This window comes from Kribbella sp. NPDC003505 (assembly GCF_040610875.1).
In the GTDB taxonomy this organism is placed as follows: Bacteria; Actinomycetota; Actinomycetes; order Propionibacteriales; family Kribbellaceae; genus Kribbella.
Genome location: NZ_JBEXNA010000008.1, coordinates 80,240 through 104,072, shown reverse-complemented (window position 1 = coordinate 104,072; position 23,833 = coordinate 80,240). Strand labels below are relative to the sequence as shown.

Sequence of the window (23,833 nt, the reverse complement as noted above, 5' to 3'; positions counted from 1 at the left end):
TATGTCCAGCGCGATGTATTGCGTCAACCCTATGGATCTGCTCTACTGACCAGGCTCTGATTAAATAGATCAGAAGCATTTGCCGCGGCGGGTACCGCTCTTCCCGATCTGAAGGACGACATGCGAATCACAGACGTGACCCTGGACCTGGTCGACCTGCCGGCGCAGCCGCCGTTCCGGTGGCGCGCCGGGCTGCCGGGGTCGGAGGGGCCGGTCGTCGGCGGCATCCTGCGGATCCACACCGACGAGGGACTGACCGGCGAGGCACGAACTCGCCGCGGACGCATCGTGGCCGACCTCGTCGACCGCCGGATCCGCGCCGATCTGATCGGTGCGGATCCGCTCTGGCGGGAGCTCCTGTGGCATCGCCTCTGGGAGCTGGACCGGATCGAGGAACTACCGATCTACGCGCTCGGCCTGGTCGACGTCGCGCTGTGGGACCTCGCCGGGAAGGCCGCGGGCCTCCCGGTGCACCAGTTGCTCGGGACGTTCCGCGACGCCGTCCCCGCCTATGCGAGCACCGTGACGTTCTCGTCGGTGGAGGAGTACCTCGACGTCGCCGACCAGTGCCTCGAGGCCGGGTACAAGGCGATCAAGCTGCATGCCTGGGGCGACGCGCGCGCCGACGCCGACCTGTGCCAGAAGCTGCGCGCCCACGTCGGCGACGCCGTTCCGCTGATGTACGACGGCTCGGCCGGCTTCGACCTGACCGACGCTGTGTACGTCGGAAGGGCCCTGTCGGAGGTCGGCTACACCTGGTACGAGGAGCCGATGCGCGAGTTCGGCGTCACGGCGTACCAGCGGCTCGCCGAGCGTGTCGACGTACCGCTGCTGGTCGCCGAGACGTCCGACGGCGCGCACCTGAACGTCGCGGATTTCATCACCGCCGGTACCGCGGGCTACGTCCGGACCAGCGCGCAGTACAAGGGCGGAATCACCGGCGCGATGCGGATCGCACACCTGGCCGACAGCTTCCAGTTGCGCGCCGAGGTGCACGGCTCCGACATCGTCAACGCCCACTTGTGCATGGCGATCCCGAACACCTCGTACTACGAGTCCCTGGTCCACACGAACCCGATCGTCCGCGAACCAGCCGTCGGCCCGGACGGCCTCGTCCGCGCTCCTACCGCGCCCGGCATCGGCTACGAGTGACCGCGACGTTCGCTCCACCAGCTCAGCTCCGCCAATTCGAAGGAGGTAGCGTGAAAAGATTGCGCAGGATGCGGTACGGCGTACTCGCGGCCGTGACCGCGCTCGGTCTCGCTGCGGGCGTCCTGGCCCAGCCGCAAGCCCAGGCGGCACAGACGGGCGGAACCGCGCCGTACCTGAATCAATGGGTCGTGTCCGGCCCCTACGCCGACGCGGAGGCGATCGGCGACGACACATCCGCCTGGCAGTACTTCGACGACCGGATCTTCAACCGGAACTACGACGACTACAACGACTTGATGGGCTACTTCGACGTCAAGCAGGGGCAGCCCACGGTCGACAAGTGGGTCGGTGCTGCCAGCTACGTCTACAGCCCCACCGCGCAGACCGTGCAGTGGCAGGTCGGCGGATCGGGCCTGTACCGACTGTTCGCCAACGACGCTCAGGTCGGGCAGCAGACCCAGGTCCCGAGCCGGGTCAGCAAGTCCGGGACGAAGTACCCGGTCCAGCTGAACCAGGGCTGGAACAAGCTGGTCATCGAGATCCAGCACAAGAACCCCGGCAAGAACAAGAACTTCCTCGGCTTCTACACGCGGATCGGTGACAGCGCCGGTAACGCCGTACCCGGGCTGACCTACTCGGTGACCGGGCCGAACGCGGCCGGCGACCAGCTCAGCATCGTCACCAGGGGCTTGAGCGTGGACCGGCAGGCCTTCGCCGAGCGCAACGTCGATGTTCCCGCCAATGACTACCCCTCGAACACACTGCCGTACGCGTACGACGAGAACCCGTACGTCGGCATGGTCGCGACGATCGACGGCAACCGCAACACTTCCAGCATCGCCCCGCAGGCGGCCCCGTTCACGTTCCAGGCAGCGGGCGGAAGCCCGGGCTACTCCTGGACGGTCGCCGCCGGCCAACTACCGCCCGGCCTGACACTGGCGTCCGACGGCCACATCGACGGCAAGGTCGCCGACGGCGCCCACGGCGCCTCGCAGAAGGACTACACCTTCACGGTGAAGGCCACGGACGCGGCGGGTGCCACGACCACGAAGCCGTACACGATCACGGTCAAGAAGAACCCGGTCGACTGGTTCATCGACGGCAAGATGTCGGCGCTGTCGCACACCACCGGCACGATGCCCAACCTGTACGACCCGAACTTCAACTACGACGAGTGGGCGCAGACCGCCAAAGAGATGGGCATGACCATGCTCTCCACCGAGAGCCTGCAGAACACCATCTACTACTGGCCCTCGCCGAACGCGAACCTGACGCCGAACAACTCCAACAAGCTGTACAAGTACAACGCCCTGTACCAGTCGGCCGACGGCACCTGGCACGTCAAGGACCGTGTGGAGCAGGCAAAGCAGGCCGCTGAACGCTACGGCCTGAAGTTCGGCGTGTACGTGTCGTCGTTGTACGAAGGCTCCCAGATTCTCGAGAGCGATATCCAGAAGCTGGTGGCGCGGTACGACCCCTGGTACGTCTTCGCCGACGGGGGGCCCGAGAGCTACTCCAATCCGGACGTCGCCTGGAGTTCCGCGCGCAACTACAACGACCGGGTGCTGATCGACGCCAATCCGAACGCACAGACCGGCGACCAGGACATCACGCTGCACGAGCGTCCGTTCTGGAACAGCGAGCCGTACACCGACGGCGGGTGGATCAACGGGATCAAGCCGCAGGGCCGGAAGGTGGCTCACGAGGAGTGGAACGACCCGTACACGACCGCGCTCGACGTGTGGACGCAGTACGCCAAGGGCAACGAGCGTGACGACTGGGGCGAGGCGACGAAGGAGCTGATCAACCAGTACGGCCATGGCTACGTCATGAACTACGACTCCTCCGTCACCGTGACGCGCGGCATGGACAACCTGAGCAGCAACCTGGACAACACCAACATCTTCTCGATGGTGCCGGTGTCGTCCCAGCAGTTGTCGGACATGCGCTCGTCGATCGTGCAGTGGATGGACAACCGGCGCGGGCCCGATCTGCGTGAGTCGCTGTACGGCACCACGCCGTACACGATGGACTACGCCCTCAAGCCGGGCTGGTACACCGACCCGCAGAAGGCGATCGCGCACGGTCAGGGGCCGGACTGGGGTTACGCGATGTCCCGCGACCAGTACGTGTACCTGCACATGGTCAGGAACCAGATTCGGGGAACCGCGAAGACGGGCTTCACCGGCCAGGCGGCGATGAGCCACATCGGCCCCTTCGACCACCCGGTCCAGCAGGTGCAGTGGCTGAACAAGGGCAGCTCGCTGCCGTTCACCACGGAGACGTCGAACGGCAAGTACTACGTCTCGATCGACACCTCCGACGTCACCGCCGATCCGATCGACACCATCGTCAAGATCCGGACCGCGAGTCCGGTCCGGACGTACAAGCTGACCAGTGTCAAGCTGTTCAGCAGCCAGACCGCGCCGGACAACCTCCAGTTGCGGGCCGAGAGCTACATGAACAACTACACCAACGTGTTCGCGCCCGCGCAGCTCAAGTACACGAGCAGCAACCCGCAGGTGGCGACCGTGAGCGCGGCGACCGGTATGGTCCGGCCGGTCGGCGACGGTACGGCGACGATCACCGTGACGGCGACGTACGACGACAGTGTCAACAGCCCGCAGGTCATGACGGACACCTACCCGGTCGAGGTCCGGAACCGCGCGATCTCCGCCGCTCTTCCACTGGTCGGCGTGAACCTGCTGACCAACGGTGCGCAGTTCTGGGGGCAGTTCGGCACCGACAAGGACGTTCCCGTCGCGTTCAAGGGCTACACCCGCAAGGGCGGCGACGTCGATGTCCTCGACGCGTCGAACGTCAAGTTCCACTACGCGACCGTCGACGGCCGGCGGGACAATGCCGCGGGCAGGATCACCGTCACGGAGATCCCGGCCGACCGGTCGCCTTTCGTTGTCGAGGGCAAGAAGATGCGCTTCACCGGCAAGGTGCCCGCGCCGACGATGTACAGCTACTGGGCCGACCTGACGGTGGACGGGAAGACCCACACCTCGACGCGCAACTACATCACGCTGCTCCCGGACTCCGACGTGGCGGCGGGTATCACGCCCAAGGTGACCACCGACAGCGCTCACGCCAAGCTCCTGTCCGACGGCACGATCAACGACGCGACCGGCGGCAACCTGGCGAAGTGGACGGCCCCGGCCGGTGACGAGAACGCGGCCATCACCTACGACCTGGGCAAGATGCAGGATCTCTCGCGGGTGAACGTCTTCTTCAATCACCACATGCCCGACGCCGACAACGTCACGTACTACAACGTGCCGAAGAAGGTGAAGATCGAGTACAGCGAGGACGGCGAGCACTGGACCGCCGGCAACGAAACGAACACCGTGTCCGGCGGCGGCCTGCCGACCGCTCGCGACACGCTCGCCGCTCCGGGCAGTGACACGACGCTGTACGGCTGGGAGCAGGACGGTCTGTACTACAACTACCCGGTCGATCCCACCAAGCCCAGCGTGCACGCCCGCTATGTCAGGGTCTCGTTCCCCGGCGGCGGGCAAGGCGGCAGTCCGGTCGACGTACTGGACGTCCGCGTGTACTCGCTGCGGGACCTGACCGCCCTCGGCAGTCTCGAGCTGCAACCGAAGGCCGGCGCGGACGGCCGGACGGCGACGATCGAGGCGACGGGCTCGTCGTTCCTGGGTGCACCTCTCGACCTGACGGACGCCGAGCTGACGATCACCAGCGACAACCCGTCGGTGGTGGGCGTCGGCGCCGATCGGGTGCTGACGTCCGGTGCGGCGGGGAGGGCACGGATCACCGTGTCGGCGGAGCTCGCCGGGTACCGGGCCGAGGACTACCTCTACGTCGACGTGGACGCCGCCGGCCGGATGTCGTTCCCGGCCTTCCTCAAACACGTCAGGCTTGCCCTCAGCAACAAATCGGTGGCAGCGAACGAGCCGGTCGTCGGCACGATCGAGGGCATCCTGAGCACCGGCGCGAAGGCGAACCTGTCGCAGGCGAAGACCGAGTACGTGCTCAGCGACAGCCGACTGCAAGCGGTACCGGGCAGCAACACGATCGTGCTGAAGGAGCCGATCACCAGTGCGTTCCAGGCCACCGCGAAGGCAGTCGTCACGCTGGACGGCGTACAGGTCGAGTCGAACCCGGTCGGGATCACGGCGCTGTCGGACAACATCGCGAGCTCGGCAACCGTCACCGTCTCCTCCGTCCGCGACCGCAACGGCGTACCGGACGGCAACAACCAGGACGACCGCTACCTGGGACCGAAGGCGACGGACGGGGACAAGGCAACCTCCTGGGCGGCCAAACAGACCGACCGCAGCCCGTGGATCAAGCTGCAGTTCCCGGCGCCGGTCACGATCGACCACGTCAACCTCGTCGACCGCGGCCATGACGTCAACCAGATCGTGGAAGGCGTCCTGGAGTGGGACGGCGGCAGCAAACGGGTGACCGGCATCCAGTGGGACGGGCAGCCGGACAACGTCGTGACGTTCGACGCTCCGGTGACGACGAGCTGGGTGAAGTTCACGATCGATCCCGACAACGCCTACAACAACCCGACCGGCGCCGAATCCGGCCTGGCCGAGTTCGGTGTGTACGCAGGACAGAAACCGAAGTCCGTCGTCGACTTCACATCGGTTGCCGTCGACACAAAAGTTGGTGAACTGCCCAACCTGCCGGCGCAAACCGGCGCCGTGTACAGCGACGGAACCATTGGACAGGTCGATGTGGCGTGGGATCGCGTGACCGCGGACATGGTCGCCACGCCAGGCTGGTTCGTAGTGCACGGTGCGGTACCGGGCACCGCGGCGAAGGCGACCGCGACTGTGAACGTCGTGGATCAGTAGGTCTGGTGGCCCCGAGGTGTCTGACGATGCCTCGGGGCCATCACCCCCGGTCACTGAGCCCTGAACTGCCGCCCGGTCCGGTGTCCGGCGTGGAAAGGCAGGTTCGACGTCTGGCGTTGATCACGCGTCGGCAGGAGCCAGGGATACGACGGTGCCGGTGCGGCGGGCTTGCTCGGCGGCGAACACCACGCGGTGACTGGCCATGCTCTCGGTGATGCTCGTGCTGAGTTGGCCGGGGGCGTCGTCCCGCAGTGCGGCGACGAACGTCTCGACCAACTGCCGGTCGCCGCCGCCGTGACCCGCTGCGGCGTCGAAGCCGAGTTCGTCGGTGTCGTACACCGTCGTCTCCAGCGTGCGGAAGTCGTAAACGCTGATCATCCGCCCGTCGCCGGTGATCTGCCCGGCGGTGCCGAACAGGCGGGTCTTGCGGTTGCTGCCTTCGGTGAAGGCCGAGAGGCTGAAGCTCGCGAGGCGTCCGTCGCTGAACTCGAGCTGCACGGTCTGGTGGTCGACCACGTCGTTGTCGCAGAGGTACGCACACCGCCCCCACGGGCCGGTCTCCAGAGCACGGTCGATCGCCTCAGGGGTTACCTCACCCGCCATGACCAAGGCGTTGTACTCCTCGGCGGAGCCGGGGTTGTTCAGCCCGCTGCGATAGAACCGTACGGCGGAGAACGCGCACGAGGACTCCACCGCACAGGTCACGCAGCGCTCGGACGCGCCGGACGGCCGCGATTCGGGGCGGAAATGCCCGAGCGAGCCGAAGGACGTCACCCGCTGCACCGGGCGCCCCATGATGTGCAGCAGCCAGTCGATGTCATGGCACGACTTCGCGAGCAGCAGGCTGTGGCTGGTGACCGAGCGGGCCCAGTTCCCGCGGACGAACGAGTGCGCGAAGTGGAGATGACCGATCGGCTCCAGGTGCTCGATCTGCATGACCTGGCCGATCGCGCCGGCATCGAGGAGCCGACGCAACGTCTTCGTGTACGCCGTGTACCGCAGTACATGGCACACGGTGATGCTGACGCCGTTGGTCTTCGCGGCGTTCTCGATGTCGTCGCAGTCCTCCGGGCTGGTCGCGATCGGCTTCTCCAGGAGGATGTCGTAGCCGGCCTCGGCGAAGGCCACGCTCGCGTCGCGGTGGTACTCGTCGGGCAGCGCCACGATGACCGCGTCGGCGAGACGCGGCAGCGCGGCGAGATCGCGCCAGTCGTCGAACACCTGCGCGTCCGGGAAGAGGCCGGCGAAGCGGGCGAGCGTCGTCGGGTTCCGTTCGGCCACCGCGACCACCTCGACGCCGGGCAGCTCGGCGGCCTCCGCCGCGTACGCCTGCCCACGCATTCCGGCGCCGACGACGGCCAGGCGGATGTCCCGCGTGCTGCGCACGTGGGCGTCATCCCTTTGCTGCGCCACTGAGGAGTCCCTTCACGAAGTACTTCTGCAAGAAGACGAACAGGATGACGATCGGGATCGTGGCCAGCACCATGTAGGCGAACACGGCTCCGTAGTTCGACACGTGTTCGCTGATCTGGCGGTACATGCCGACCGTGACCGTGCTGCCGCTGGCCGGTCCGAGGATGATCAGCGGAGTGATGAAGTCGTTCCACAGCCCGACCGCGAGGAAGATCACGACACTCGCTCCCGCCGGCCGCAGCAGGGGGAACACGATCGCCCAGAACGTGCGGATCGGCCCCGCGCCGTCGATGGCGGCAGCCTCCTCGATGCCCTTCGGGATGGTCCGCATGAAACCCGTGAAGACCAGTACTCCGAAGGGCAGGTTCCCCGCGACGTACACGATGATCAGGCCGAACACCGAGCCGATCAGCCCGAAGTCCCGCAGCATCCGCAGCAGCGGCAGCAGGGTCGTCGCCTGGGGGATCATCAGCCCGAGCGGGATGGTGATCCACAGCAGCTTCGCGAACCAGCTCGACGAACGCACCATGTAGTGCGCCATCATCGCGGCGACGACGGTGGAGACCAGGGTGCCGATCACGGTGATCTGAATGCTGTTGACCAGGCCGGTCCAGAACAGCGCGTCGGGACGCGTGAAGACGTCGACGAAGTTCTGCACCGTCAGCGGCAGCACGGGCAGCCCGGGGTACTTGTAGATGTCGTCCTGCGTCTTGAACGCGTTCAGCACGACGAGGTAGATCGGGTAGATGAAGATCGCGGTCACGACCAGCGCGATCCCGGTGTGGACCGGTCCGGCGCGGCCCGCCTCCACACTGCGCCGCCGACGCCTGCGGCGAGGGGCGCGTTCCGTGGTGTCTGCTGTGGCATCCGCTGTGGTGCCTGCTGTGGTGTCTGTTGTGGTGCCTTCGACGACAGCGGTCGGCTCCGCGGTGGTCACAGGTCCACCTCCCGTTTGCGCATGAGCCGGATCGAGAACAGCGAGATCACGGCGATGATCAGGAACATGACGGCGGCCTTGGCGGCGGCATACCCCACGGCGCCTGCGTCGAGGCCGGTGTGCACGACGTCGAACGCGAGGGTCGACGTCGCGCCGACGCCGGGCCCGCCGTTGGTCATCACCTTCACCTGGTCGTAGATCTTGAAGCCGCCGATCATCGACAGCACGGTCATGATGGTGACCGAGGGCGCCAGCAGCGGCCACGTCACGGCCCTGAACTGGCGTACGGGGCCGGCGCCGTCGATGGACGCCGCTTCCAGGAGCTCCTTGGGAACGCTCTGCAGGCCTGCGAGGTACAGCACGACGCACACACCGACGGACTGCCACGCGACGATGGCGCCCACGCTGTACAGAGCGAGGGACGGATCGGACAACCAGCCGGGCGGGTCGGGCATGAAGGAGTGCAGGGCCGAGTTGATCAGGCCGTCGTCCTTCAGCAGCAGCTGCCAGATCACCGCGACGACGACGGAGGAGAGGATGACCGGGACGAAGAACACCGCGCGCATCGCGTTGAAGACCCATCCGCTCCGGTCGAGCAGGATCGCGATCCCGAGCCCGAGCGCGTTCGGCACGATGATGCAGATGACGGTGAGGATCACGGTGTTGCCCAAGGTGTGCAGGTACGCCGGATCGGAGAACAGCCGCGCGTAGTTCTCGAACCAGACGAACGAGGTGCCGACCCGGTAGGCGTCCTCGTTCGTCAGGCTCGACCCGAACGCGACCAGCAGCGGCCAGAGCACGAACACCGCGTAGAGCGCGGCGCCGGGCAGTGCGAACAAGAGGAAATGGAGGGGATCGCGCGGGATCATCCGGCGCTTCGTGTGCGTGCTCATGGCCCTTTTCGCCTATTTCTGTGCGGCGGTGTACTGCTCGTCGAGGTACTTCGCGAACTTCTCCGGCGTGGTCTTGCCCGTCAGAAGGTCGACGCCGGCCGCGATCAGCTTGTCGTTGAAGCCCGGCGGGAGCGCGCCGTCGCCGGTGATGTTGCCCCAGGCCGGGACGGTCGCCTTCTCGGCGACGGCCGCGTCGTAGCCGGCCGCCATCTCCTTGTAGAGCGCGCCCACACCGGCGGGGATCGTGTAGTCCTTCACCGTCACGATCGCGCCGTCGGTGATCACGGACGCGTCGAGATTCTCCTTGTCGGTCGCGAACGCCAGTGCCCACTTCTTGGCGAGATCGACGTTCTTCGAACCTGCGTTCACGTTCATGCCCGCCCCCGTGACGACCGGGTAGGCCGGCTTGCCGTCGTCGCCGGGCCAGCCGAACACGCCGATGTTGGTCAGCTTCTTGCCGTCCGCCGCGGCGGTGAACCACGATCCCATCGGATACATCGCCGCCTTGCCGGCGAGGAACGCCTGCTCGAGGTCGGCGTAGGTCCGGGTCATGCCGTTCGGATCGGCGAACCCGTCCTTCACGATCTTCGCGACCTTCGCCGCGGCGCCGACGAACTCCGGGTCGCTGAACTTCACCTCGTCCTTCTCGCGCTTGAGGAACCATGCCGGATCGGCGACCTGGACGTCGGCTGAGACGGTGGCGTTCAGCGCGAACGACGTCGCCCAGGTGTCCTTGCCGCCACCGCCGATCTCGAACGGGGAGATACCGGCAGCCTTCAGCTTCGCGCAGTCGTCGAGCAGTTCGGCGTAGGTCTTCGGCGGGGCGCTGATGCCTGCCTTCTTGAACAGGTCCTTGTTGTAGTAGACGAGCGGAATCGCCTGTGCGCCGGTGGGGATGCCGTAGAACTTGCCGTTGATGGTGCCGGAGGTGAAGTCGGTGATGCCGGCGGCCGTCAGTTCGTCGCGGCTGTACTCGGCGAGTTTGCCCTGCTGCGCAAGGCCGTTCGCGATACCGGCGGCGAAGAGGTCGGGCGCCTGACCCGACGCGAACAGCTGCTGTGCGTACGCCGGGGTGTTCTCGCCGACGACTTTCTTGATCGTGACGCCGGGAACCGCCTTCGACGCCCGGGCGATCGCGGCGTCCCAGTACTGCGGGGTCAGGTTCGGGGACTCCGAGACGAGGAAGGTCAAAGTGACGTCGTCGCCGGAATCGGACGAGGCGGGCGCACCGGCCGTGCAGCCGGTGAGCGCGAGGGCCGCGGCAAGGGTGCCCAGGACCAGGTACCGCGTTCTACGCCGTTGTGTACGCACGGATGTCTCATTTCTTGAGTGGTGGTTGCGGCGTGCCCGCCGACGCGACACGTTGCGCGATGGTTATCCAAAAAAGTTTCATAATGGGCGGTTGAAGTAGTCTGGCAACGGGCCGAGGTGCTGTCAACCCTTCGCTCTTTCCTCTATTCTTGGGCTGATCGTGAGCGTCCAAGCCATTCAGAAATGAGATTGTGTATGTCGGTGAAGGGTGTCGGTGCCGGGCACGCGGGAGACCCGTCCGCGTTGCGTAAGCTGAACGTCGCCGCCGTGCTGCGGCTGCTCTACGCCGCGCAGGCGAGCGGCGCGGCCGGCGCCGGCGAGGTCACGGCGGCCGACCGGTACACGGTTACCGAGATCGCGCAGGCTGTCGGCATCTCGCGTCCGACCGCCGAGGATGTGGTGGACGCACTGGTCGAGCAGGGGTGGCTGGCTGCTGCGGCGCCGAGACCGGCGACGCCCGGCCGTCGTTCGGCCGGCCGTCCCGCGCGGACGATAGCGTTCGACTCCCAGGCCGGCTGTGTGGTCGGGGTCGATCTCGCCCGGCACTCGGTGCGGGCGCTCGTCGCGGACCTGGCGGGACGCGTGATCGGGCGTGCGGACTATCCCGTGGCCGATGGCGCGAGCGCGGCGGAGCGCAGCGCTGCTGCACGCACGGCGATCACGGAAGCACTGCGCCTGGCCGATCGGGACCCTGCACAGATCCTCGCCGCGGCCGCCGCGACCGTCGGCATAGCCCGCGCCGACGGCCAGGTGGTGCGCTCCACCATCCCGCAGATGGAGGGGCACAGCATCGGCGAGCTGCTGGGTGCGTTCCTCCCCGTCCCCGTCCGTGTCGCGAACGACATGCGCGCCGCCGTCCTCGCCGAGTACTGGGCCGGCGCGGCTGCGGGCTGCAGCAGCGCCGTCTATCTCCACGTGGGGCGGCGCATCGGTTCGTCGTACCTCATCGACGGTGTCTCGCCACTGGGGCATCACGGCGCCGCGGGGGAGATTCCGCCGGAGTCCGGCCGTCAGCTGGTCGACGCGTACCGCAAGCTCGTGAGCTTCACCGGGGTCGGAGTCGACACGCTGCCGCGTGACGAAATGCTCGGGATCGATCCGCTGACGGTCTTCGAGGCGGCACAGCGAGGAGAGACCGACGCCCGCCGGGCGGTCGTCGACTTCGCGGACGAGTTCGCCGCGGCCACCGAAGGGCTCGTGATCACTGTCGATCCCGAGGTGGTGGTCGTCGGCGGCGGCGTTGTCGTCGCCGGCGACATCGCGGCCGACGCGATCCGCTCCAGACTCGCCCGAGTCTGCATGTTCGAACCGCGCGTCGTCGTCTCACCCCTCGGCGAGAGCGCGGCCGCCATGGGAGCGATCCGTCTGGCCCTCACCGATTTCGAGGAGACGCTGTTCTCGAACCCCTTCGCCCGCGGCCGGACCGCCGAGGAGGCCGGATGAGCGTTGGCCAGCCAAGTAGCTACGTCACCGCGGCCGGCACGAGTTCTTGGTGGGTGGCGAGGGTGGTGGCGCGGTAGTGGTCGAACTCTTCCTGTGAAGTGGCGGTGATCACCACGCGGTGGCGATAGTCGGTCGCGTGGCGGATTCCGCCGGGCAGAGCGGCGGGGGTGGCGGTGTAGCTCACCAGTCCCGGGACACGGCGTCGGAGCTCGTCCTCCAGGCTCGGCGGGTACTCGTCGGACAGCAGCCCGATCACTCCACAAACTGTCTCGGGCCGAGCGACAGGCGGAGCGTCGAGTGCTGTCTCGCCGGCCTGCAGCCGTACGGCGGCGCGGACGAGGTTGACGCCCGTCGTACGGCGGACGCACTCGTCGATCCCGCCACCTCCGGGGCGGGCTGCTGCCTCGCAGAACACGACACCAAGCTCCTCGTTGGCGAAGAACTCGATATGGGTTACCCCGTTCCGCAGACCCAGCGCGGCGATCACCTTCGCGTTGTGCTCGAGCAGCTCGGCTCGAGGCGGATCGTTTGGGCGCAGCGTGACGTTGCCCAGGTGATCGGACGTGCTGAAGCTGCCCGGATTGCGCAAATAGCGTGAGGCAGACGCGAACGTGATCCGTCCGCCCTCGACGACGCTGTCGCAATGGAACATCGGAGCGTCGACGTACTCCTCGATCTCGCAGTCCGCCGCGGCGAGGCGCAGCTCGGAGTGCGCGGCGAGGACGGCCGAGGTGCTCCACGGCACTATCCGTACCTCTGATGCACCGAGTCCGCGGCGGGCCTTGACGACGAGTTGCGTTCCGCGCCAGGGCAGCTGACCGACGGTGGTGAATGCGCTCGAATCGATGTACTGCGGGATGCGCGAGTATCCCGCTGCCCGGAGCCGGTCCTTCATCGCGACCTTGTCCCGGAACGGCCACGTCTCCGCCTCCGTCGGCCCGGGAAGCCCGTGCCGAGCACGTACCCGAGCAGCCAGCAGGAGATCTTTCTCGTGCAACGCCACGATGTACTCGGCGGAACGGGTGGCTGCGGCCCAGGCGACGATCGCCTCGAGCCTCGTGGGATCGAGCATGTCGCAGACCGTCACGTCCGGAAAGGCCGCCGGATCGAAACCGTTCAGGCCGCCGCCGAACGTCCTGGTGATCAGACACCGAGCGCCGGGCGGCCGCGGGATGTACTCGCCGTCCGCACCTGCGGCCCACGACAACGTGTGCCGGTTGAGCATCAACACCGTCATGACGGCCGCCCGTCGGTCACGGCGACGTCCATGGCGAGCAATGCGTCGACGGCGGCCACGCAGGCGTCCGTGGAGCCGGCAGTCAGGCGGGCGGCTCCGAGGCGATCTTTCGAGCTCCGCAGCGGACCGACGGCGTCACCCGGTGCGACATCGACGAACCAGCCCTCGAACTCGACTCCGGGAAGCACAGGTGGCTCCGAGCGGATCTCCCGCACGACCCCCGGCGGCGCGGTGAAGAACACAACAGCTGCGGCAGCAGCAGTGGGCACGGGATCGGGCAGCCGATCGCCCAGCGGCCACGTCGTACAGGCCAGGCGCCAGTCGATCCCGGTGGTCAGCTCGACCAGGTCGGCGATGCCGTCACCGCCGGGGCGGGTGTGCGACTCGATGACACTCACTCCGCCGGCGCCGACCATGACCTCGGTGTGAGCCGGACCATCGGTAATGCCCAGTGCGGTCAGCGCTTCGTAGACGGCACCGTGGACTGACCCGACCTGATCGGCACTCAAGGAGACCGGCGGCATCAGATGTGCGAGCTCCACGAAGTTGTCCGAGACGCGCTTCTCGGCAATCGCGACAATGTCGTGCCGGCCGTTCGAGCTCAGCGACTCGATGCTGACCTCTACGCCGCTGACGTACTCCTCGACGATGAAGCCTTTCAGGCCGTCGGCGGCCGCCAGGAGCTCAGCCGGACTCGACAGCAGTTGAACGTCGCGGCTGGCTGTCCCGTCGGCGGGTTTGAGTACGACGGTGCCGACTTCGGACAGGAGCTCGAGTGCTTGGTCGACCTCGTTCGCAGCGACCGCTCGGACAGTCAGGTGGGGGCACTCGGCGGCCAGGATGGACCGCATCCGCAGCTTGTCCCGGGTCGCGTGGACGGCCGTCGTCCGAAGCCCAGGAACACCCAGATGGGCGGCGAGCTTCGCCGCGGGCATCAGGCCTTCCTCGGTCAACGAGACGACACCGCTGATCCGGTCGCCGGCCTTCGTCCAGACGTCCGCCAAGGCGTGCAGCGTCGCCTCGTCGGAGTAGTCGCAGCTGAACAGTTCGTCGACCTGCGGCCGAAGGTGACCAGTGAGCCGTCCGACGTTCGGGCCCACGAGGATGACTGACTCGGATCCCCGCACCGCGGCGCGCGCGATGCCCGCGGAAGGACCGACGACGACGAGCGCTGACCTCAGCTGCGGACCCGGGATAGCCACTTTAGTCTGAGCTCCTGTTCGATATCGATGTCGAGCCTTCCGGCGATGAGGAGCGTGTGCGCCAGCTCGCCGTGCTCCACCTCATCGCTGAGCGCTTTCAGACTCGGCGTGTGCGGCTCTCGATCCGGCACAGCTGTCCCCGTCTCCCAGAAAGTACTGGTCGATCTCACGGGTACCCGGGCTGCCGTACCGGCCGAGCGCACCGTGCACCGGCACGGAATCGTATTCCCTGATTCGCCGGCGGATGTTGCCCCGGACCCGCGGATCGCTGGGAGCCGGGGCGTCGAAGGTCGCGCGGGCCTGCGCGATGACGGCGATGGCATCGCCAACGTTCCGGCTACGACGTCGCGTGTGCCGGGGCGTGCTGATGTTGAGGAAGAATCCCACGCCGTCGATCCAGAGCGTCCAGTGTGGATCGGACGGGTCCCGCGGAGCGTCGCTCGGCCATCGCGTCGCGCTCGCCGCGATCAGGTGCCTGAGCAGCTTGCCGGCGAACGCTTCGTCCTCGTCAATGGTCCGGCAGTCGTCGACGTCGACCAGGAGTACGCCGGTCAGCTCCGGCGCGTGGCGGATGCGTGCCGCCAGGCGCCGGAGTGCGAGCGTACAGTCGTTCAGCACGTGATCGGAGGACCCGGCCGCATACGCGAAGACGATCTGTTCGCTGGTCAGGGCCTGCCGGGCGAAGAAGCACGGAAAGCCGGGTGCCGAGATCGTCTCGCAGAACTGCGCGACCAGCGTCCGGCGCCGATCGGCGGCCGGGAGTTGTGCGATGCGGTCCCAAGGGAGCCAGCTGGTGTCGGCGGACGTCATCGGTCGACGATGTCTCGGAGGAACGTCAGCTTGGACCGGTATCCTGCATCCGCCTCGATACCGATCGACTTCAGCTCCGCGAGTACGAGGTCCTGCAGCCGGAACAACTCGGACTCGATGTCGTCGGGGCTCACACAGGGAATCCGGCGGGACTTGTGGTACTCCATCTCGACCTGGCGCATCACCTGGCCGTCGGCCACGACCTCGTCCGTTTCGATACCGAAGAAATGCCCCGTGGCCGTCGACTCGAGGTTCACGTCGAAGCGGCTCCGGGAGAGTTCCGGCAGCCGCCGGAACCGCAGCGCGGGAAAGGCCTTGGCCAAGTAGGTCTCGAACTCCTCGGGGCCGGACCGCACCCCGTGGTGGAACACCTCGCGGCGGCGCAGCGTGTCGCGGGGGAACGTCTTGTGCCGGATCACGTACGTCCCGTCGGGCTGACGCACGAATCCCATGTAGCCCGTCTCATGATCAGGAGACAGGATCTCGAAGGTTGTCTGGTTGTACTCCCAGCGCTGCATCTCGTTCCCGAGATCGGACACGAACCCCGGCAGGCCGTTGCGCTCGACCAGACCGACGAAGTGGTCGGCGATCGCCGCGGGCGATGTCTCGGTCGCGACGGTGAGCTTCACCTCGATCTCGATGTCCTTGTGAAAGTTCGTGAACTGGTGCATCTCGCTCGAGATCTCCCGCCGTACCTCGGCCAGCAGTTCGAGCCCGGGCTGCACGATCTCCACGAGTGCTGCGCCCTCATGCTCGCCCAGGCGCACCCAGCTCGACCCTGACCGCCGGATCCGTGTGCAGGCAAAGTAGCTGCAGCATCCGGGCCGCAGATCGAGCAGAAGGAGGGGCACGGGCACGAGGGGCGCATCTCGAACGACAGTACGAGACGCTCCGAGCAGCGACAGGAGCTCAGGGTGCAGACCCGCTCCGCTCCAGACCGGCACCCGCACACCGTCCGCGGCTGTGGACACCTGGCCGCCTCGGAGAGCCCACGCGGCCGTTGCGATCGGGCGCGACGAGTCGAGTTGGACGGATTTTCCCGTCGTCGCTGTGGAGTCGTCGACCTCGAGTCGCAGTACGACGAAGGGCTGGGACGGGCGCGAGACTGTAGGGAACTGGTGCTGTGGGTCGGACAGCACCAGGTAGACGCCGGGCTCCAGGTCGTGGGCTGCCACTCGGTGCCTTCCTTGCGGCTCGGAGGTCATGCGCCGACCGTCGCTGTCGAGGCTGGGGCATCGAATCGCTCGGGCCAGGTCGCGTCGACGAGCGACCGCAGTTCCGCGTAGGACGACGTCAGTTCGGTGAACTCGGCGTCCGTGCCCCACCAGTGGTCGTCGTTGTGGTGGATGTGGTATTTGCCCCAGTCACCGTTCCAGTCGGGTGCCTTGTCGGTCCCGCGCAGGCCGAACTCGAGAGGATTGTTGTAGACGTACGTTCCGGGGAGCGGCACGAACCTGAACAGCGCGACCCGGGTCACCATGGGAGCGAGCTCCTCGAGCATGCGCATCGTTTCGTGGGTCGACTCACGGTTCTCACCGGGGTAACCGTGGATGAGGAAGAGCTTGACGTTGATGCCGGCCTCGTGGGCGGTCCGGACGGCGTTCCTGATCTGGTCCTGCTTGATCCGTTTGCCCATCGCCTTGAGCATGCGTTCGCTGCCCGACTCCATGCCGAACTTGATCTCGATGCAGCCGGAGCCACGCATCGAATGCAGCAGCGGCTCGTCGACGGTGTCGACCCGGGACAGCGCGGACCAGGTCAGCGACAGGTCCTTGATCGACTCGCAGACGTCGGCGACCTTGCGCTTGTTGACGATGAAGTTGTCGTCGACGACGGCGAACCCTTCGACGCCGTACGTCTCCTTGAGATGGATCAGCTCGTGGCGGGCGCTCGCTCCGGACCGGTACTGCATCCGGGTCTGCGCGGCCGCACAGAAGCGGCACGGGAACGGGCAGCCACGGCTCAGCATGATGTGTGCCATCTGCAGGTCGGTGTTGGACAGCCGGTCGGCCATCACCAGGTCGTCGACGTCGAGCAGATGCCGCGCGGGCAACGGGAGATGGTCGATGTCCTTGATCATCGGCCGCATCGCCGTTCTGACCAAACCGTCCTTGGTGTTCACGATCAGCCCGGGCACGTCGACGAGTCGCCTGCGATCCCGGACGGCGAGAAGGTCCAGGAAGGTGTCCTCGCCTTCGCCGACGCCCACGACGTCGGCCGCGAAGTCGACGACGGTCTGTTCCGGGTAGAAGTTCGGATGTACACCGCCGACCGCGATGATCGGGTCGCCGTCGTACGTGCTGTTGAAGCGAGCTTCCTTGGCGATCCCGTAAGTGGCCGATGACGGCACCGAGAACGCGACCAGATCCGCGCCGGCGAAGTCGAGCCGGGTGTGGGACGGGGAGACCTTCTCGATGGTCACCTCGTGTCCTTCGAGCTCCGCGACCGCGGCGAGGTAGAGGACCCCGAACGGTGGGAACTCCTTGCGCTTCTCCTTGAACCGTGCCAGGTCGTAGACCTCCGGATACACGAGCACAACTCTCGCCATGACGCCTCACCCCATTGTCTCGTCGTTTGCACGTACCGAGCGATCCCGTGATCAGGCAGGCGTTGGCGGACACCAGCCTCGATCGCTCGGGTGTTGTCGTGCTTCAGCACTCGGTCAGACGGCTTCGCTCACCTCGCGGCCGATGCCGAAGCGGTGCAGCACTCGTTGTCCCGTACCGGTGGCCAGCAGCAGCTCACCCCAGTGGTCATCGAGTGCGCGTTGAGCTGCCAGCGACCCGTCGAAGCCCTCCGGGAACCCGACGTTCGGCATCGACCCGAAGAAGGCGAGGCCGGTCGAACTCTCGACGCGATGGCGTATCTCGGGCAGCTGCTCCTCGCGGAGGACCTGATTGAGGATGAACCCGGTGACCGGCAGGCCGGTGGCGCGTGCGATGTGGTGCGCGCCCACCAGAGCAGGTGCCTGTCCAACCTTGCCGGCCTTCGCAACGAGTACGGCGGGGAGCTGCGAAACGCGGCAGGCGAAGAAGTTCGCCAGATCGTCCTCCGGGGCGATGGCACCGGTTCCGCCCGCGCCCTCCTGGAGGACGACGTCGCTGTGCCTGGTGCACTCCCGGAACCCCAGCTCGATCGCCTCCACAGCCTGCTTCCGCAGCGTGGCCGGGACGGCGGAGAAGTCGATCTGGTCGGCGCTGGCGATCGGCACCTCACCGACAGGTGAGCCGCCGACGAAGATCTCACCGGCCTGCTCGTCTGCGGCGGGCACCACCACGACCGGTGCGTTCCACCAGGAGACCGGCTGGTCGGCCGCGTTGCAGTTGTAGAACGCGCCGCGCCGCCAGAGGTCGGGCTCCGGGCAGGCCACATCGGCGAGGTTGACCACGCTGACCGGCTTGAACGCCTGCACCTCCAACCCGCGGGAGCGCAGGATCCGCGCAAAGCCGACTGACAGGCCGGACTTGCCGGAACCAGCCGCCGCACTCAGGATCGTGAAGCCAGACGTCGTCGCGGTCATGAAGAAGCGGTCACCTTTCTACGGCGTGCAGTCGGAGGAATTGCTCGGCGCCGGCGGTCACATCGGCGATGGCGTCGCGCGAGCGCTTGGGCAGCTGCCTGACGACGTCGACATCGACGCGGCCGTGCCTGCGGTCCCACGTCCAGATCGCTGCGGTCGAGCCGCCGACCAGCACAGAGCCGCGGGCTTCGCCGATCGAATTGAAAAGCGAATCGTACGCATCGTCCGCGACATAACGCCGGCGCGACTCGTGATACCCCTTGAGACTCGGATCTTCGTAAGCCGTCAAAGCTGTGTGCGTCGGGGAGATTTCGGGTGTTCGACGCAGGGCGTCTTCGTCGTCCGCGCGCAAATACATGATGGAATCGTGAGAATCAAGCTTTGCCGATGTCAATAGTGGCAAACATGCATCCAGCGCTGCTCTCGCGTCCGACATTCTCACCCCGCTCCACCAGACGAAATCACGAAAGGTTGCGGGACCGTAACACTCGAAGTATCGAAGGATCAAGCGTCGAATCGCGTCCTGGTACGAAAGGGACGGATTGACGAGTTCGGTATCCGGGCGATGATGTTCGGCGCGCAGGAAAACCTTCACCTCGTGGTGCATGGAGGTCGATTCGTTGAACGCGGAGAGTGCGCCGTCCTCCCACAACGACTTGACGGCCAGGACAGCCAGTTCCTTCGCCACCTTGCTGCCGCCGCGGACGCGGTACGCCCCGGACACGGCCGCGACGAGCGCGCGGTACTCCGTCGGGCTGACTGCCAGTACCTCGAGCACCGTGTCCCGGTGGCGCTTCCAAGCCGCCGTGGACAGGCCACGCCGCCGAAGCTCGGCCAGGTACGCGCCCCGCCGTTGAGGAAGCGTTGCGACGTGGGCGACGACCGCGTCCTCCGGCGTCAGGATGTGCAGGGTGCGCCGCATGCAGCGGAGCTTGACGAGGTGCCCCTGGGGTGCCAGCGCCTGCTGGAGGTGCTCGGGAACGAACGACTCGTTCCGCGCGTGCAGGGTCACGAACGGCGTCAGCAGCCGGGCGGCGTGGAGCCCCATGTGCTGGGTGGCCGCCTGTTCGAGATCGGTCGCGCCTTGTCCGCCGAACCCGTGGCGCGACAGCGTCCACTGGCGTTCCTGGCCGGCCGTCAGTTGGAGATGGCGGGATGACGGCATACCTCACCGATCTGTTGGGGGATTGGCGTGAACGAGCGGACGATAGCGCACGGTCGGCGATGCCGTCGGGATGTGAGCGTGTCGCATTTCGGTGCGCGGTTCATGTCGTGACGTTCCGGCCTGAAGCGTTTAAGGTTGGCGGTCCGTCCGCTGCCGAAGCTCGAGGAGTCCGGGGATCGTGAGACCCGCCGATCAATCCGAGGAACGTCGGAACTTTCGACTGCTGGTGGGTTCGTCGGTGCTCGCGAAGCTCGCGGACTACGGTCTGCTGCTGGTCGTCCCGCTGGCGGTTCTGCAAAACACCGGCTCGGTGGCCTGGTCGATCGTCGCGATTTCGCTCCGCGGTGTCGCCTACGCGGTTTCTCCGCTGATCGGCGCGCTGATCGATCGCTATGACCGGCGTACCCTGTATGTCGCGGCGATGATGCTGCAGTTCGGGTGCGCTGCCGTCGTATCGCTCTCGACGCACAACACGGTCGTTCTTTCGCTGGCGGTCTTCCTGTCCGGATTGGGCGGTGTGGCCAGCTCAATTTCCGGGCAATTCGTCCTGGTCCCGGCACTGGTCGCCAAAGAAAACCGGCCGGAGGCGGTTTCGAAACTCGCATTCGCTGTCGACCTGGCCAAGCTGGCAGGCTTTCTCGTCGGCGGTGTGAGCCTCGGCGGTGCAGGGCAGAAGTTCGCGCTCGGAGTGGTCGCCGCCTGCTATCTGCTCGCCGCCGCGGTCGGCTACCTGCTCCCTCGCCTGCCGGTCGAGGCCGAGCCGCAGACTCTGATCGCTGACTTGCTGGTCGGCTTCACCTGGCTGAAGCAGCGTGACCTGGCTTTCCTGGTGGGAACGATGGCGCTGTCGAACCTGGCGATCGGGTCGTTGGCCTCGGTGCTCGTCACGCTGTTCGGCGATCGTGATGTCGATCCGACGGTGATCTCTGTCGTGCTCGCCGGCAGCCTGCTGGTCGGTGCGCTCGGGTCGCGGCTGGGATACCGCCTGCCGCGGCGTTGGTCGGCACCGATCCGGATCCTCGTCTGCCAACTGCTCCTCGGGGCCGCGTTCTTCGTGCTGACCGGCGCGCCGTCGGTCTGGCTCCAGGTGCTGTGCTTCGGCGTCGTCGAGTTCGCGGCCGGCCTGAGCAACGTCGCCTCGATCACCTTTCGCCAGGACGTGATCCCGTCGGAGGTGGCCGGCCGGGTCAACAGTGTCATCCGGATGTTCATCGCGGGCGCGATCCCACTGTCCGGAATGGTGTACGCGGCCAGCGAAGCACTGCACGTCCCGTTCTGGGCCCCGGCCATCGTCCTGGAGGCCTTGTCCCTGCTCGTCTGGTCCGTTTTCGTGCTGGTCATCGGCCGTGGAGCGGCCACGGGACAGCTGCCTCGACCGGCGGGAAGAGTCGGTCGAGCCAACGGGGGATCCAGCAGTTGATCCGGCCGTGGAGCTCGACCGAGGCGGTAGACAAGGATCGGCCGTAGGACGGTCGCGTCGACGGGCGCGCCGCGCGCTCCGGCGCGAAGCCGAGCGACGGGAGGCCCTCGCGGGCCAGGGCATGGCTGCCGGCACCGGATGCGGCCAGCTCACGACGTTTCAGTTGAAGCCTCTGTTTCCCTCGGCCCAAGCCGCCCCGGGTGACCGGGGCGAGAGGAAGGCTCCAGCTGGAGCCAGGTGGGTACCGCTTCTGGCATGAGCAAGCAGGCGGCGTACGACTTCTACCGCCGCAAGCTCGACCAGCAGGACGAGGCCGCCGCGGCACGGCTGGGCAACCTGCCGGCCGGCCGTCGCCTAGGCAGGCGCCTGACGACCACACGCCGTGCCACGATGGACAAGTGGAGGAAGCTCGCGATCTGCTGGAGGCGCAACGACGAGAAGCGCTCCAACGGCTTGCGAGCCTTACGGGTGACTTTCACGAGGTGGTCGCCGCGTCACGAGACTCCAACGCCGACGACGAACACGACCCTGAGGGTGCGACGATCGCCTTCGAGAGGTCCCAGGTCACATCGCTTGTGCAACAGGTCCAGCAGCAGCTGGCGGAAATCGAGGCCGCGTTCGACCGACTCTCAGTCGGCACCTACGGCACTTGCGAGAACTGCACCCAACCCATCCCGCTCGCCCGCCTTCAAGTCAGACCCGCAGCTCGCACCTGCATCACCTGTGCCCAGCTCAGGACCACGTGAAGTGAACCTCGAGTGAGACCTCGAGTTTGGTGTCTCCGGGCGTAATGTGAATTTCGGACTCGAACCCGGCCTGGGCGTTCAGAGCCTGCTCATGGAAGCCGTGGTGGCTGTAGGTCTCCGAGATCCCGGTGACCGCGCCGAGGTCGCGCCCGGCCAGTTCGGCCAACTCCTCGGCCTTCTCCTGCGCCTGCCGAAAGGCCAGTGCCCGAGCCTTCGTCAACAGCGCGGATTTGTCGCCGACGTCGAACCGGACGGCGTGCAGGTCGAGACTGCTTCCGGCCGCCTCCACAGCCACGTTGAGCAACCGCCCGAAGCCGAGCAGGTCCCGGCTCGTCACGGTCAGCAGATGCGCCGCGCCGTACATCTGCGGCCGCCCCGGCTCCCGGTAGTGCTGGGAGACCTCGACTTCGGTCGTCCTGATCGCCGACGTGTCCACACCTTCGGCCCGCAAAGCTGCCATCACAGCGTCGGTACGCTCGGCCACCTCGGCGACAGGGTCGCCACGTTGCCGGCCTGGTATCCGACCGCCAACGACATCTGCAACACATCGGGCGGCGCACTGGCCTGCCCCGACCCCACAACTGTTATCCCTGCGTCCATCTCGGCAGTGTGCCACCGGCTACAGAGATTTGATGACCATCCAGAGCCTGTGCGGCTGGCGCCTGACCGTGAGGCGAACCGCATCGGGGTCTCGGTGAAGATGTGGTGGCTCATCGAGAGCTGAGAAGGGCCTCATCCTGGTCGCCGACGAGATCCACACCCCGGACTCCAGCCGGTTCTACCCCGCGTCCGGCGTGAGAATGTCGCAGGCGTGGAGTCCGGCATCCGGGTCCGCAGCCGGACGGCGACGTACTGCGAGAGGTCGAGCTTGTTGTACTCGGAGTCGGCGCGCGCTCCGGTGCTAGTGAGATAGTTGCCGATGTCGAAGTACCTGCCTGACTCGCCCCGCCGGACCGCACGGCGAAACGCCGACACCTGCCCCGACCTGATCCGCGACCTGAGTGGCCGGTCGTCGTACGGCGCTGTCCGTGTCACGGGTGGTTGGGCCATCGCTGGATCCTCCCGGGGATGCCTCGCGCGTTGTCGTGCCGCTCGGTGAGCAGGACGTCGAGAGCAGCCTTGACCGTGGCCGCGTCGGGGCTGAGCAGAAGCGGGAGATCTACCGGGCGCACCGGGTGCCCGTCCGGGCCGGTTCGCTCGACAGCGACGAAGGTGTACGTCGCGCGGCTCTGCACGACGCCGACGCGGAACTCGGAGATCTCGTCCCACGTCACCCGGTTGCCCCGGACAACCAACCCGTCGCCGTCCACGACCACCCACACCGTGGGGACCAGCAGCCACGCGATCCAGAGCGCGACGCCGAGCAGCGGCGCCCCGAACACGGCACCGACCGCGATCGGCATGGTCGGGTTCGGACTGGTGAAGAAGTAGCCGATCATCGCGACGAACGGCACCGCACAGGCCACGATCGCGGCGATCGCCTTGCGAGACGTCCGCAGTTCGAACGATCCGGTAAGACGGAACTCGCCGAGCAACTGCTCCGCCGCCGGCGGAAGCTGCCAGGGGCGCGGAGGGTACGCCGACGGTGCCACGACGCGCGACGATACGACATGGTCGCGCACCACGTCGCACCGTGAAGGCTCAGCCTTCATCACTGCGACGGTGGCGAAGCTGTGCTCGCCGGCCGCGCTCAGTGGGATGAAGGGTTTGGCTTCAACATGCCGCGATAGCTGGTGTGTGCTGTCACAC

The 23,833-nt window shown here is 66.9% G+C and carries 18 protein-coding genes and 1 pseudogene; 6 read left to right on the top strand and 13 right to left on the bottom strand.

Translation table 11 applies throughout. From position 1 onward, the window contains the following. Window positions 1–120: 120 nt before the first annotated feature. On the top strand, window positions 121–1,152 hold the full coding sequence (locus ABZX12_RS26605) for an enolase C-terminal domain-like protein (RefSeq protein ID WP_355697371.1): 1,032 nt from the start codon (window positions 121–123) through the stop codon (window positions 1,150–1,152). 50 nt (window positions 1,153–1,202) lie between these two features. Beyond that, window positions 1,203–5,987, top strand: a complete 4,785-nt coding sequence (locus ABZX12_RS26600) for a discoidin domain-containing protein (protein WP_355697369.1) — start codon at window positions 1,203–1,205, stop codon at window positions 5,985–5,987. 120 nt (window positions 5,988–6,107) lie between these two features. Here the strand turns inward: ABZX12_RS26600 and ABZX12_RS26595 are convergent, their stop codons facing one another. From ABZX12_RS26595 to ABZX12_RS26580, 4 genes are read right to left on the bottom strand one after another with little or no spacing between them, the layout of a single operon-like run. After that, on the bottom strand, window positions 6,108–7,373 hold the full coding sequence (locus ABZX12_RS26595) for a Gfo/Idh/MocA family oxidoreductase (RefSeq protein WP_355697368.1): 1,266 nt from the start codon (window positions 7,371–7,373) through the stop codon (window positions 6,108–6,110). 7 nt (window positions 7,374–7,380) lie between these two features. Continuing rightward, on the bottom strand, window positions 7,381–8,337 hold the full coding sequence (locus ABZX12_RS26590) for a carbohydrate ABC transporter permease (RefSeq protein ID WP_355697366.1): 957 nt from the start codon (window positions 8,335–8,337) through the stop codon (window positions 7,381–7,383). Continuing rightward, window positions 8,334–9,230 carry a sugar ABC transporter permease gene (locus ABZX12_RS26585; protein ID WP_355697364.1) on the bottom strand — a complete coding sequence of 299 codons (897 nt, stop codon included), beginning with the start codon at window positions 9,228–9,230 and terminating at the stop codon, window positions 8,334–8,336. Before ABZX12_RS26585 ends, ABZX12_RS26590 begins: the two co-directional genes overlap by 4 nt. 12 nt (window positions 9,231–9,242) lie before the next feature. Further along, the gene (locus ABZX12_RS26580; protein WP_355697362.1) at window positions 9,243–10,541 is read right to left on the bottom strand and encodes an extracellular solute-binding protein; all 1,299 of its coding nucleotides are present in this window, start codon (window positions 10,539–10,541) and stop codon (window positions 9,243–9,245) included. Between the two features lie 195 nt (window positions 10,542–10,736). On the opposite strand from ABZX12_RS26580, the gene ABZX12_RS26575 reads away from it, so the two are divergent. Continuing rightward, a complete protein-coding gene (locus ABZX12_RS26575) occupies window positions 10,737–11,984 on the top strand; it encodes an ROK family protein (protein WP_355697360.1) in 1,248 nt (415 codons plus the stop codon). A 19-nt stretch (window positions 11,985–12,003) separates the two neighbouring features. Here the strand turns inward: ABZX12_RS26575 and ABZX12_RS26570 are convergent, their stop codons facing one another. The 7 genes from ABZX12_RS26570 to ABZX12_RS26540 all read right to left on the bottom strand — a co-directional run bounded on the left by ABZX12_RS26570 (window position 12,004) and on the right by ABZX12_RS26540 (window position 19,918). Continuing rightward, window positions 12,004–13,221, bottom strand: coding sequence for a hypothetical protein (locus ABZX12_RS26570; RefSeq protein WP_355697358.1), 1,218 nt, complete (start codon window positions 13,219–13,221; stop codon window positions 12,004–12,006). After that, a complete protein-coding gene (locus ABZX12_RS26565) occupies window positions 13,218–14,423 on the bottom strand; it encodes an ATP-grasp domain-containing protein (RefSeq protein WP_355697356.1) in 1,206 nt (401 codons plus the stop codon). The genes ABZX12_RS26570 and ABZX12_RS26565 overlap by 4 nt, the downstream gene beginning before the upstream one ends. Before the next feature lie 81 nt (window positions 14,424–14,504). Next, window positions 14,505–15,233, bottom strand: coding sequence for a YqcI/YcgG family protein (locus ABZX12_RS26560; protein WP_355697354.1), 729 nt, complete (start codon window positions 15,231–15,233; stop codon window positions 14,505–14,507). Next, entirely contained in the window at window positions 15,230–16,000 is a 771-nt protein-coding gene (locus tag ABZX12_RS26555; RefSeq protein WP_355697352.1) for a hypothetical protein, read from the bottom strand. The genes ABZX12_RS26560 and ABZX12_RS26555 overlap by 4 nt, the downstream gene beginning before the upstream one ends. A 434-nt stretch (window positions 16,001–16,434) precedes the next feature. Then, window positions 16,435–17,781, bottom strand: a complete 1,347-nt coding sequence (locus ABZX12_RS26550; protein ID WP_355697351.1) for a radical SAM protein — start codon at window positions 17,779–17,781, stop codon at window positions 16,435–16,437. 114 nt (window positions 17,782–17,895) lie between these two features. Next, a complete protein-coding gene (locus tag ABZX12_RS26545; protein WP_355697349.1) occupies window positions 17,896–18,753 on the bottom strand; it encodes an AAA family ATPase in 858 nt (285 codons plus the stop codon). 10 nt (window positions 18,754–18,763) lie between these two features. After that, window positions 18,764–19,918 (bottom strand): crosslink repair DNA glycosylase YcaQ family protein, encoded by a 1,155-nt coding sequence (locus ABZX12_RS26540; protein ID WP_355697347.1) that lies wholly within the window; start codon window positions 19,916–19,918, stop codon window positions 18,764–18,766. A 226-nt stretch (window positions 19,919–20,144) separates the two neighbouring features. On the opposite strand from ABZX12_RS26540, the gene ABZX12_RS26535 reads away from it, so the two are divergent. Beyond that, complete coding sequence (locus ABZX12_RS26535) at window positions 20,145–21,338, top strand: MFS transporter (RefSeq protein WP_355697345.1); 1,194 nt, start codon at window positions 20,145–20,147, stop codon at window positions 21,336–21,338. Between the two features lie 398 nt (window positions 21,339–21,736). Continuing rightward, complete coding sequence (locus ABZX12_RS26530) at window positions 21,737–22,084, top strand: TraR/DksA C4-type zinc finger protein (RefSeq protein WP_355697343.1); 348 nt, start codon at window positions 21,737–21,739, stop codon at window positions 22,082–22,084. Here ABZX12_RS26530 and ABZX12_RS26525 read toward each other — a convergent pair. Further along, window positions 22,071–22,544, bottom strand: a complete 474-nt coding sequence (locus ABZX12_RS26525; RefSeq protein ID WP_355697341.1) for an SIMPL domain-containing protein — start codon at window positions 22,542–22,544, stop codon at window positions 22,071–22,073. The two genes, ABZX12_RS26530 and ABZX12_RS26525, sit on opposite strands and share 14 nt — an antisense overlap. Window positions 22,545–22,812: 268 nt before the next feature. Here ABZX12_RS26525 and ABZX12_RS26520 point away from each other — a divergent pair. Further along, a pseudogene (locus tag ABZX12_RS26520) lies at window positions 22,813–22,989 on the top strand (phosphoribosylaminoimidazolesuccinocarboxamide synthase); the annotation flags it as partial. Window positions 22,990–23,115: 126 nt separating this feature from the next. On the opposite strand, the gene ABZX12_RS26515 reads toward ABZX12_RS26520, so the two are convergent. Then, window positions 23,116–23,736 carry a hypothetical protein gene (locus tag ABZX12_RS26515; RefSeq protein WP_355697340.1) on the bottom strand — a complete coding sequence of 207 codons (621 nt, stop codon included), beginning with the start codon at window positions 23,734–23,736 and terminating at the stop codon, window positions 23,116–23,118. Between the last annotated feature and the right edge of the window lie 97 nt (window positions 23,737–23,833).

Bases quoted from the DNA above. Each gene is read 5' to 3' on its own strand.
- ABZX12_RS26605 (WP_355697371.1), top strand. From the start codon at position 121: ATGCGAATCACAGACGTGACCCTGGACCTGGTCGACCTGCCGGCGCAG.
- ABZX12_RS26585 (WP_355697364.1), bottom strand. From the start codon at position 9,230: ATGAGCACGCACACGAAGCGCCGGATGATCCCGCGCGATCCCCTCCAT.
- ABZX12_RS26575 (WP_355697360.1), top strand. From the start codon at position 10,737: ATGTCGGTGAAGGGTGTCGGTGCCGGGCACGCGGGAGACCCGTCCGCG.
- ABZX12_RS26570 (WP_355697358.1), bottom strand. From the start codon at position 13,221: ATGACGGTGTTGATGCTCAACCGGCACACGTTGTCGTGGGCCGCAGGT.
- ABZX12_RS26560 (WP_355697354.1), bottom strand. From the start codon at position 15,233: ATGACGTCCGCCGACACCAGCTGGCTCCCTTGGGACCGCATCGCACAA.
- ABZX12_RS26550 (WP_355697351.1), bottom strand. From the start codon at position 17,781: ATGGCGAGAGTTGTGCTCGTGTATCCGGAGGTCTACGACCTGGCACGG.
- ABZX12_RS26545 (WP_355697349.1), bottom strand. From the start codon at position 18,753: ATGACCGCGACGACGTCTGGCTTCACGATCCTGAGTGCGGCGGCTGGT.
- ABZX12_RS26540 (WP_355697347.1), bottom strand. From the start codon at position 19,918: ATGCCGTCATCCCGCCATCTCCAACTGACGGCCGGCCAGGAACGCCAG.
- ABZX12_RS26525 (WP_355697341.1), bottom strand. From the start codon at position 22,544: ATGGCAGCTTTGCGGGCCGAAGGTGTGGACACGTCGGCGATCAGGACG.
- ABZX12_RS26515 (WP_355697340.1), bottom strand. From the start codon at position 23,736: ATGAAGGCTGAGCCTTCACGGTGCGACGTGGTGCGCGACCATGTCGTA.